10 protein-coding genes are annotated in these 9,895 nt (G+C 63.8%); 4 read left to right on the top strand and 6 right to left on the bottom strand.

Annotated elements, in window-relative coordinates; all coding sequences use genetic code 11:
• Positions 1 to 2: 2 nt before the first annotated feature.
• Positions 3 to 1,322 (top strand): HlyD family type I secretion periplasmic adaptor subunit, encoded by a 1,320-nt coding sequence (locus LB536_RS20640; protein ID WP_224595831.1) that lies wholly within the window; start codon positions 3 to 5, stop codon positions 1,320 to 1,322.
• Between the two features lie 22 nt (positions 1,323 to 1,344).
• On the opposite strand, the gene LB536_RS20645 is transcribed toward LB536_RS20640, so the two are convergent.
• Together LB536_RS20645 and LB536_RS20650 are read right to left on the bottom strand one after the other, a co-directional pair.
• Positions 1,345 to 2,655: a hemolysin family protein gene (locus tag LB536_RS20645; protein WP_140759465.1), complete on the bottom strand. Its 1,311-nt coding sequence runs from the start codon at positions 2,653 to 2,655 to the stop codon at positions 1,345 to 1,347.
• Between the two features lie 80 nt (positions 2,656 to 2,735).
• Positions 2,736 to 3,650 carry a LysR family transcriptional regulator gene (locus tag LB536_RS20650; protein ID WP_224595833.1) on the bottom strand — a complete coding sequence of 305 codons (915 nt, stop codon included), beginning with the start codon at positions 3,648 to 3,650 and terminating at the stop codon, positions 2,736 to 2,738.
• A 125-nt stretch (positions 3,651 to 3,775) separates the two neighbouring features.
• Here LB536_RS20650 and LB536_RS20655 point away from each other — a divergent pair, with 125 nt between their 5' ends.
• Complete coding sequence (locus LB536_RS20655; protein ID WP_224595835.1) at positions 3,776 to 4,798, top strand: zinc-dependent alcohol dehydrogenase family protein; 1,023 nt, start codon at positions 3,776 to 3,778, stop codon at positions 4,796 to 4,798.
• A 7-nt stretch (positions 4,799 to 4,805) separates the two neighbouring features.
• Here the strand turns inward: LB536_RS20655 and LB536_RS20660 are convergent, their stop codons facing one another.
• From LB536_RS20660 to LB536_RS20675, 4 genes are all read right to left on the bottom strand, one after another.
• Positions 4,806 to 5,513: an LssY C-terminal domain-containing protein gene (locus tag LB536_RS20660; protein WP_224595836.1), complete on the bottom strand. Its 708-nt coding sequence runs from the start codon at positions 5,511 to 5,513 to the stop codon at positions 4,806 to 4,808.
• 153 nt (positions 5,514 to 5,666) lie between these two features.
• Positions 5,667 to 6,473: an extensin family protein gene (locus LB536_RS20665; protein ID WP_224595837.1), complete on the bottom strand. Its 807-nt coding sequence runs from the start codon at positions 6,471 to 6,473 to the stop codon at positions 5,667 to 5,669.
• A gap of 192 nt (positions 6,474 to 6,665) precedes the next feature.
• Entirely contained in the window at positions 6,666 to 7,691 is a 1,026-nt protein-coding gene (locus LB536_RS20670; protein ID WP_224595841.1) for an extensin family protein, read from the bottom strand.
• Between the two features lie 203 nt (positions 7,692 to 7,894).
• Positions 7,895 to 8,320, bottom strand: a complete 426-nt coding sequence (locus tag LB536_RS20675) for a DUF3775 domain-containing protein (RefSeq protein ID WP_140759477.1) — start codon at positions 8,318 to 8,320, stop codon at positions 7,895 to 7,897.
• Positions 8,321 to 8,471: 151 nt separating this feature from the next.
• On the opposite strand from LB536_RS20675, the gene LB536_RS20680 reads away from it, so the two are divergent.
• Positions 8,472 to 9,008: a tetratricopeptide repeat protein gene (locus tag LB536_RS20680; protein WP_224595838.1), complete on the top strand. Its 537-nt coding sequence runs from the start codon at positions 8,472 to 8,474 to the stop codon at positions 9,006 to 9,008.
• Positions 9,009 to 9,267: 259 nt separating this feature from the next.
• Positions 9,268 to 9,741: a transcription elongation factor GreA gene (greA, locus tag LB536_RS20685; protein WP_023671981.1), complete on the top strand. Its 474-nt coding sequence runs from the start codon at positions 9,268 to 9,270 to the stop codon at positions 9,739 to 9,741.
• Positions 9,742 to 9,895 lie beyond the last annotated feature (154 nt).

Below are 9,895 nucleotides of genomic sequence, written 5' to 3' on the forward strand. Positions count from 1 at the left end.
AGATGACGACACAGAGCATCGCCTGGGACAGCCAGCCTCGCACCGACATAGGACGCGTGGCACTCACCGGCTATGCCGCCGTAGCGCTGCTGGTGGGCGGCTTCGGCTATTGGGCCGTCAGCGCGCCCTTGTCGGGAGCGGTGATCACGCAAGGCACGATCTCGGCAACCGGCGGCAATATCCAGATCCAGCATCGCGAGGGCGGTATCGTCCAGGCGTTGCTGGTCCATGAAGGCGATCGCGTGCAACTGGGCCAGGATCTGATCGTGCTGGATCCAACGGCCGCGCAGGCCGAGCTCAACCGGCTGACGAGACAGTCGATCGCGCTCAGGGCAAGCGCGGCGCGGCTGGAGGCGGAACGCGATGGGTTGGACAGGCTGGCGCCAATCGCCGAAGCGGCGCCCGCACCTTTCCAGCACGATTTCGAAATCCTTATTCGAGAGCAGCAGAAGGAATTCGACGCCAGGCTCGCCCGGTTCCGGTCGGAAAAATCGATCCTGGCACAACGGGTCGCCATGCACCGGCAGTCGGTAACGGGATTGCAGGCCCAGAAACAGGCCATTCAGCAACAAGCCGAAGTCGTCAAGAAAGAGCTCGGCATCAAGACCAGCTTGTTGGACAGGGGCCTCACCAACCGGACCGAATACTCCCAGCTACTGCGCAGTGAGGCCGATCTCGTCGGACAGGCCGGGGCGCTGGAGGCCAATCTCGCGACGGCCAACACCCAGATCGTCGAAGCCCAGGAGCAGACCGAGCGCCTGACCACGCAACGCGTCGAGGAGGCGCTGACGAAACTCGACGACGTTCGCTCCAATCTGGCCGACGTCGAGGAACAGACCAGGGCGGCGGAGGCGGTGGTGCGGCGAACCACCATCAAGGCGCCGGCAGCGGGCATCGTGGTGTCGTCGACCTACAATTCCAAGGGCAGTGTGATTGCCCCCGGCGAAAAGATCATGGAGATCCTGCCCACCGAGTCGGGCCTTGTCGTCGACGCGAGACTGCGGCCGAAGGACATCGATCAGGTCCGCGTCGGTCAGCCGGCGAAACTGCGATTGTCCGCCTTGAATTCGCGGCTCACGCCAGAGGTTTCAGCCACCGTGACACGGATTTCGGCGGATCGGCTCATCGACCAGACCTCGCGTGAACCCTATTTCCGCGCCAAGCTGACGATTGCCGCCGACCTGCCGCCCGGCGTGAGGCGCGATCAACTTTATCCCGGGACGCCGGTCGAGGCGTTCATCAGCACCGGCGACCGGACTTTCCTGGAGTATCTCGCGCGGCCGATGCTCGATTCATTCGCGCGCGCTTTCGCGGAGCAGTAGATCTCCTTGGACATTTGAACCGTCAGCGCGCCACCTCGCGGTGGCCGCTGGGCAGGCGGGTGGCGATCAGCTTGTCGATGCGGCGACCGTCGAGGTCGACCACCTCGAAGCGCCAGCCCTGCGCATCGACGCATTCGCCGGTCGCCGGCAGATGGTGCATGTGCGACAGCACATAGCCGGCGACGGTCTCGTAGTCGCGGTTCTCGGGCAGGTCGATGCCCAGTACCTCGGCCATCTCGTCGGCCTGCATGTAGCCGGCGAGCAGCCATGAGCCGTCGTCGCGCTGAACGGCGTTTTCTTCCTCGCCGGCCTCGAGGTCCGAGCGGAAGACGCCGGTGATGGCTTCCAGGATGTCGGCGGGGGTGACGATGCCCTCGAAGTGGCCGTATTCGTCATGCACCAGCGCCATCGGCACGTCGCTCTCCTTCAGCTTCTGCAGCACATCGAGCGCATCGGCCTGGTCGTGCACGATGGGAGCCGCGCGCACATACTTGCGCGGGTCGAGTGCGCGGCCACCGAGCAGCGCGGCCAGCACGTCGCGCGTCTGGATGACGCCGATCATGGCGTCCACCCCGCCGTCGCCAGCGGGCAGGCGCGAATGCTGGGTGTCCATCAGAAGCTTGCGGATCGTGGTTTCATCGGACTGCAGGTTGATCCAGTCGACATCGGTGCGCGGCGACATGACGGCGCGCACGGCGCGGTCGCCAAGCCGCATGACGCCGGCGATCATGCGCCGCTCGTCGGATTCGATGGTACCGTGATGCTCGGCCTCGGCGACCAGCATCCTGATCTCCTCGTCGGTGACCTTTTCCTCGCTTTCGCCGTGCTGGCCGAGCAGCCAGAGCAGGGCACGGCCCGAAATATCGAGCAGGAAGACTAGAGGGGCCGAGACGGTGGCGAGGATGGTCATTGCCGGCGCCGCGCGCACCGCGACCCGCTCGGGATCGCGCAGCGCGATCTGCTTGGGCACCAGTTCGCCGATGATCAGCGAGGCATAGGTGATGATGGCCACGACGATGCCGACGCCGAGCGGATCGGCGATGTTCTCGCGGACGCCTGTCGAAGCCAGGGATTGCGCCAGCCTCTGGCCGAGCGTGGCGCCGGAAAAGGCGCCCGAGAGCACGCCGACCAGCGTGATGCCGATCTGCACGGAGGACAGGAATTTGCCGGGATTGGAGCCAAGCGCCAAAGCGCGGCCGGCGCCTTTGACGTTGCGGTCGATCATCGCCTTCAGGCGAGCCGGCCGCGATGAGACGATGGCGAGTTCGGACATCGACAGAAGGCCGTTCACGCAGATGAGGACGACCACGGTGGCGATTTCAACGTATAGCATGAGGGCTCAATAGCATTGCCGCACGGCTTTCGAAAATAGTCGGCGACCATTTTAGAAAGATGACGGCAAATGCGGGTCGATCAGGCGGCATCCCAGGGCGGCGACGAGAAATGCGCGACCAGCGCGTCGACGACGACCCGCACCTTGGGCGTCAAGGCGCGTGTCACCGGCCAGATGGCATGGACGGAAATGTTTTCGACCAGCGTGTCCATGAGCACCATTTCCAGCGCGCCGCTCTCGAGACTGTCCGCCACCAGCCAGGTCGGCAGGAAGGTGATGCCGCAACCGGCAAGGACCGCGCCCAGCATCGGCTCGGCATTGTCGAGCACCAGCCTTGCCCGCGGCGTGAACTTCGCGACATGGCCATCGGCCTGCCTGATGCTCCAGGCATGGGCGATGCCGTTGCGGGTGTAGCCGATCAGGTCGTGGCCGGCGAGATCCTCGATCGTTCGCGGCCTGCCGTTTCTGTCGAGATAGGCGGGGGCGGCGCATATGGCAGAGCGTTGGGTATAGAGCCGGCGTGCGGCGAGCGACAGGCTGTCGTCGAGGTCGCCCATGCGGATCGCAAGGTCGATGCCTTCCTCGATGAGGTCGACGCGGCGGTCGTTGAAGGAAATCTCCATGGCCAGATCGGGAAATCGCCTGGAGATGTCGAACAGCACGGGAGCCACGCAGCGGTGGCCGAAGGCCGACGGCAGGTCGACCCGAAGCCGGCCCGAGGGCACCTGCCGGCGCGAGGCGAGCAGCGCCTGGGCGGCTTCGATCTCGGACAGCGCCCTGACGCAGGCTTCATAGTAGCACACGCCTTCGTTCGTCGGGCTGAGGCTGCGCGTGGTGCGGTTGAGCAAGCGGATGCCAAGCCGCTGTTCAAGCTGCGCGACCGATTTGCCGACCGCCGATTTCGTCACCCGCAGCCGCTCTCCGGCGCCGGTGAAGCTTCCTGCCTCGATCGTTTGAACGAAGGCGACGACGCCTTGCAGATCCGCGGATTCCATCGATCTATTTCCTATTGTAGAAATCTGCTCACCAATTCGTTTCCGATTATGGATCACGGAAGCGCTTTTTTCCATAGTGAAACAGCGTAAATATCCCGCCAGCCATGCAATCGGGAGCAGACGCAATGAGCAGCGACATCAACAGATCCTGGCGGATGACCGGCTTTGGCCTGCCCAGGCTGGAATTGGCCGAAGGGAGGATTCCCGAGCCCGGGCCGCATGACCTGCTGGTGCGGATCAAGGCCATATCGCTGAACTACAAGGACAGGATGATCGTCGATGGCGTGCTGATCCCCGATCTAGCCTTTCCGTTCGTCCCGACATCGGATGCCGTGGGCGAAGTGGTGGCAGTCGGCGGCGCTGTCAGCCGCTTCAAGACCGGCCAGCGCGTGCTGGGGCAGGTGATTGCCGATTGGCCCGATGGCGATGCGCCGCCGGTGCTGCACCAGCACACGCTGGGATCGTCGCTGCCCGGCACTTTGAGCGACTACCTGCTCCTGCATGAGGACGCCGCCGTGCTGGCGCCGCCGTCGCTCAGCGATGCCGAGGCTTCCACGCTGCCGATCGCGGCGCTGACGGCCTGGTTCGCGATGGCCGAGGCGACAAGACCGGTGCCTGGCCAGACCATTCTGATCCAGGGCACGGGCGGCGTCTCCCTGTTTGCGCTGCAATTCGCCCACGCCTTCGGCCTGCGCGCCATCGTCACGTCAAGCAGCGACGGCAAGCTCGAGCGGGCAAGGACGCTCGGCGCCTGGCAAGTGATCAACTATCGCACAAGGCCGGCATGGGACGAAGCGGCGCGCGAGCTGACAGGGGGCGCCGGCGTCAACCATGTCCTCGAAATGGTCGGCGGCGACAATGCGCGGCGCTCGCTTGACGCGCTGGCCGCCGACGGCAGGCTGTCGGTCATCGGCCTGTTGGGCAGCATGGAACTCTGCTTTCCGATCGTGCCCTTCCTGCGCAACCGGATTGTCGTGCAAGGCATTTCGGTCGGCCACCGCCGCGCCTTCGAGCGGATGAACCAAGCGATCGAGGCGCTGGAGATCAAGCCGGTCATCGACAAGGTCTTTGGTTTCGACGAGGTGCCGCGCGCCTTCGAGCATCTGGAGAAGGGGCCGTTCGGCAAGATCGTCATCGCCACGACCTGATCTCCGGTCATGGCAATTGCTTCAGCACGCCGACGATCGCCTTGCCATCGGTGAAATAAGGGTCGCCGCCACCATTGCGGCCGGTCTTGGTGGGGCCAATGCCCGCCAGGTCGCTGGTCGAGAGCAGCAGGCCGGAGGCACTCAGATCGCCGATCATGAAGTCGCGTTCGGCATCGATGTCGGGACCGATATGATGGGTGATGGCGCCCGTGTCATGGCTCAGGCCGACGCCGCGATCGAAGCTGGCAGCACCCAGCCAGAGCGGCCTGCCATCGTCGCCGACCGTATCCGTCTGCCAGAAGCGGACGTGGTGGCGCCGGTCGGCGCTGTCGCCGACCGGCTTTTCGAAAGCGAGTTCCTGGGCATGGCCCTCGAACAGCAGGCGGCTCATCGGTGCGTCGGGATAAGGGCGGGAAAACAGGACACTTTCGCCGATATCGATGGCGGTCCTCAAGGTGACGGCGTCGGCGGTGTCCCAGCCGGCGACAGCGAAAGCGTGCACCAACTCCTTCTCCGTACCGACCAGGCCGACATTGATGGGGTCGCCGGGAATGCCTTGCCGCGTGTGGGTGACCATCTCGAAGCGCTGGTCGCGAAAGCCGCGGTCACGGAATGTCCAGAATTCCGGCGCGGCGACATAGGCGAGCACCACATAGGCGGCCAATAGCGCGGCAAGCCATATCGTCAGGCGTCGTCGAAGGCTTCGTTGGCTCATTTGCTCCCCATGTCGTCAGGGTCTAAGCGCCGGTGGGGCCAGAGTCCTATGGGTAGAGCCAGGTGTCTTTCTTATGACCGGTGACCATGTCTTCGTCATCACGCAGCGAAGCGACGGGGCGAAGACCTGTGATGACGAAGTTCGGCTGCGCGATCAGCGGCAGGCGCGATAACCACTCTTGCGGTTCTTGATGTCGAAGTGGAAATGGTTGCGGTGATCGTAATTGTAGCCGGGGCCGAGCACGGTGGTGAAATACTGGCAGCCGTCGGCGCGCACATTGTTGAGGAAGCCTCGCGTGCGGAAGGCGAACAGGCCGGGCTTGCGCACGTCGATGTCGTCGCCATTGTTGAGTTCGATGCTCATGACGTCGAGGGCGTTGCCCTTGCCGTGCTCGGATAGCACGCCTTCACCGGCGATGTTGCGGCAGGAGTAACTCGAGCCTTGGTGGATGGTCCTGACGCCGGAGAAGTAACGCCAGCGGGCTGAGGGAACGAGTTCGTTCTTCGTCCAGGCGGCGAAGGTGGCGGCCATGTCGCAGGTCAGCGTCGCTGCGGGTTTCATCTGGACGCTGCCGATGGCCGAGACCTTGACCGGATAGTCGATGCCGCACTGGCCCTCATGGATCGGCGCCAGGTCGGTGTAGGCGACATCGAGGCGCTTCAGCTGTTGGCGGCAATCGGTTTCGCTGGCCGGCATCTGCTCGAGCGGCGACATCGGCTCATCCATGCGCGGATAGGCGGCCTGCGTCATATAGGGATTGGATGGAACTAGTCTCTGCAAGCCCGTATACTGCGGCACGGCCGCGGTCTGCGAGCCGACATCGACGGCAGGCTGCAACGACAGCACGCTGCCGGTGTTGCAGGCCGAAACCGCGGCCAGTGCAAGGCTGGCGGCCAGCAATGCAGCAGGTTTCAATTGGCACGCGGCGGCGAGAAAAACGGCGCGAAATGTGCCGGCCATTGGCGGAAATCCTGTCCCGAACCTGATCACGATCAGGTTCTATCCTTGCCTGACCATGATCTTTCGCGAAAACCGGTTTCCACTTTTCGGGGTCATGGTCCGGATATCCGGCATTTTAACGATCAAGGGTAAAGGAAAACTCAGCGCCCGCGTTCACGCCTGCGGCTGAAATGTGGCTAGCGATCAGTCCGCTCACTGGCAGAACGTGCCGCCATGCCGGCGAGCCTCCAGGTCGAGATGAAAATGCATCGCGTGGTCGGCGTCGGCGCCGGGGCCGAGCACGGTCTTGAACGGGCCGCAGGCCGCCTTGCGCACGGCATCGAGGAATTTGGCGTCCTCTTCCGGCGGCACAGGGCCGACCTCGATCGTCTTGCCGTCGGATAGCGTAAAGCTGGCAATGTCGAGCGCGTTGCCGAAAGCATGTTCCGACAGCTTGCGCGTGCCGTTGCGCGGCCGGCAGACGAAGGCCGACGCCTGGCCGATCGACTTCAGGTCGGCGCCGAATTCGGCCTTTGCCGCCGGCTGGATCACGTCTGCGGCAAAACGCGCCGCCGTCTCGGCCATCGGGCAGTTGAGCTCGGCGCCGGGGGAAATCGCGATCGACTTGCCAAGCGACTTCAGCACGATGGGATAGGGGATCGAGCAGCCGATTTCGGGGTTGCTTTCGGCTTTGTGCTCCTCGAATTCGACCCCGAGCGTCTTCAGGCGCTCGCGGCAGGCGACTTCCTCCTCCGGCATCTTATCTGCGGGAAGAGCGGCCGAGCGTGGATCGGGCAGCATCTTCTCCTCGTCGCCCGCGTCCGCCGGCTTTGGCGTCGGCTGCGGGGCGACGGCCGGCGGCTGAGGCTCGGGCGTCGTGGTGCCGGGCTTTGGCGTCGGTATTGGCACCACGGCTGGCGGCTCCGGCTCGCTTTCCGTTTCGGCTGGTGGTTCGGGTGGTGTCAGGCTTTTCCGATGGGCCTCTTCTTCCTTGGGCAGATCGGGCGCTCCGCCGCTCTTTGGGCCTTCAGTGTTCTGATCTTGCGGCTTTGGAGCGTCTACCTTTGGGGTGGCCGCCGGACGTGGCTCGGGCACCGGAACATCGGCGGATGGCAGGGCATCCTGCGTTTTCCGCGGTGCCGGATTTGGCGCCGGATGCTGTCTTGCCCGCGCCCTCAACTGCCGCTTGCCTCGCGGTTTCAGCGGCTGATCGGCCCGCTGTGTCAGCGGCTGCTCCACGCGCGGGCTTAGCGGCCTGTGATGTTTATATCGATGCTTGGCCTCGACCGGCATGACCAGCAGAGCCGTGACGGCCATCGCCAATCCTATCATCCTGCATCTACGGGAAGAGCTCAGCTTTGCCATCACCCACAAAACGGCGCCGGTCGGCTGAAGTTGCCTGGACCGGCGCTTCGACCCGATCACAATCGGTTACCTCTGCGTTACGCGCCGATCGCTTCCAGTCCCTCTTCCAGCAGGTCGGCGAGCAGCGGCATGCCGAGCAGGTATTTAGCCGTGCGCTTGTTGGCCCGCTCGCGCGCCGCGGTCACCGCCTCGGCCCATTCCGAAGCGTCGTAGTCGCCGCGGCCGACCCAGGCCAGCGCGATCAGCTCCGCGGCCTCGTCGACATTGAGGTCGTTGATCAGCTCGCGCAGCTCTTCCTCGGTGAGGTTTTCCGAGCTTTCCTCGGCAAGGCCGTCATGGTGGTGGTTGTCATGCCCGTCGCCGTCGAACTCGACCTCGTGTTCGGCGCCGTCGGCATAGTCCTCGTTGACGGCCGCACTCAGCGCCTTGGCCTTGAGAATGAACAGCCGCACGGTGTCGGGGCCGATCGTGAGATCCCAGTCCTTTTCAAGCCGCCGCTGCACGGGCCCTCTCCGTGGCTCAGTCTCATTCGAGGGCGATGATACCGGATTTGCGGCATCCGTCACCTCATGTTCTCCAGACGGGCTTTTTCCGGGATGAAACGCGGACCGCTCGGCGTTATTGTTGCATTGTCACACCCTCAGGAGGTTTTCCATGCATAAAAGAGTGCTGATCCAGGCGGCGAGCGCGCTTGTCGCCCTGCAGTTCCTTGTCGCTCCGGCATTTGCCGCCGGCAGCAGCGGTGGCAGCGACCAGACTGTCACCCAGTGCAAAAAGGGCGAGGTCTGGGATAAGAAGAAGCAGAAATGCGTGCCGCCCAAGGAAGGCATGCTGGACGACGACAGTATCTATGATGCGGGCCATGCGCTGGCGATGGCCGGCCGCTATGACGAGGCGATCTCGGTTCTCGTTCTTGCCGCCAACAAGCAGGATCCGCGCATCCTCAACTATCTCGGCTACTCGCACCGCCATTCCGGCCGCGTCACCGTCGGCCTCGGCTATTACGAGGAAGCGCTGCGCATCGACCCGAATTACACGCTGGTGCGCGAATATCTCGGCGAGGCGCATCTGCAGATCGGCGACCTGGCAGGCGCCCAGCAGCAGCTGACCGAGATCGAAAAGCGCGCCGGCAAGGGTTCGCGCGAATACGGCATGCTGTCCGAGCAGATCGAACATTTCATGAGAAGCTGATCGGGCCTCCATGGTTTCTCGAAGCGGCCGCGAGCGATCGCGGCCGTTTTTTGTTCGCCAGCCACTTGGCTGACAAAAGAAGGGATGATTTTAACAAAACCGATTTTTGAGCGTGAAAAGCCCGCAAAGGTTGCTATATTCAGGGAAATTGCGGTGAAACGGTTCCGTTAGCCCGAGGCTGCCGGACCGTTTTCTTTTTGTACCCAACGACAAGGCTTCCCCCGAAACGCGGGGGCGGCGGCAGGAAAGGTCAGGCACTATGAACAAGGTCCCGATGACAGGCGAGGGGTTCGCGTCATTGAAGGAAGAACTGCGCTGGCGCCAGCAGGAAGAGCGGCCGCGCATCATCGAGGCGATCTCCGAGGCGCGCTCGCATGGCGACCTGTCCGAGAATGCCGAATATCATGCAGCGAAAGAGGCGCAGAGCCTCAATGAGGGCCGCGTCAACGAACTCGAAGATTATATCGCGCGCGCCGAGGTGATCGACGTCACCAAGCTCAGCGGCGACAAGGTCAAGTTCGGCGCCACCGTGGTGCTGGTCGACGAGGACACCGAGGAAAAGAAGACCTACCAGATCGTCGGCGACCAGGAAGCCGACGTGAAATCCGGCCGCATCTCGATTTCTTCGCCGATCGCGCGTGCGCTGATCGGCAAGGAAGTCGGCGACGCCATCGAGGTCAACGCGCCTGGCGGCGCCAGGGGTTACGAGATCGTCCAGGTGCAGTTCATCTGAGGGCTTCGGCTGGGCGCGGCTCCGCGCTGACAGGCGCTATTCGCGCGAGGTTTGCGCCGCCCCTCATTGCCCTGCCGGTGTCCAGCGGATAGATGGGTAACAGAATGAACCGGATACATAGGTAACAGTTTTCTCCCCCTAAGATGCGGTTGCC

This window comes from Mesorhizobium sp. ES1-3 (assembly GCF_020164795.1).
Classification (GTDB): Bacteria; Pseudomonadota; Alphaproteobacteria; order Rhizobiales; family Rhizobiaceae; genus Mesorhizobium.

Coding starts and splice junctions, on each gene's coding strand:
- LB536_RS20680 (WP_224595838.1), top strand. CDS start 8,472: ATGCATAAAAGAGTGCTGATCCAGGCGGCGAGCGCGCTTGTCGCCCTG.
- LB536_RS20660 (WP_224595836.1), bottom strand. CDS start 5,513: ATGAGCCAACGAAGCCTTCGACGACGCCTGACGATATGGCTTGCCGCG.
- LB536_RS20655 (WP_224595835.1), top strand. CDS start 3,776: ATGAGCAGCGACATCAACAGATCCTGGCGGATGACCGGCTTTGGCCTG.
- LB536_RS20640 (WP_224595831.1), top strand. CDS start 3: ATGACGACACAGAGCATCGCCTGGGACAGCCAGCCTCGCACCGACATA.
- LB536_RS20650 (WP_224595833.1), bottom strand. CDS start 3,650: ATGGAATCCGCGGATCTGCAAGGCGTCGTCGCCTTCGTTCAAACGATC.
- LB536_RS20645 (WP_140759465.1), bottom strand. CDS start 2,655: ATGCTATACGTTGAAATCGCCACCGTGGTCGTCCTCATCTGCGTGAAC.
- greA (WP_023671981.1), top strand. CDS start 9,268: ATGAACAAGGTCCCGATGACAGGCGAGGGGTTCGCGTCATTGAAGGAA.
- LB536_RS20665 (WP_224595837.1), bottom strand. CDS start 6,473: ATGGCCGGCACATTTCGCGCCGTTTTTCTCGCCGCCGCGTGCCAATTG.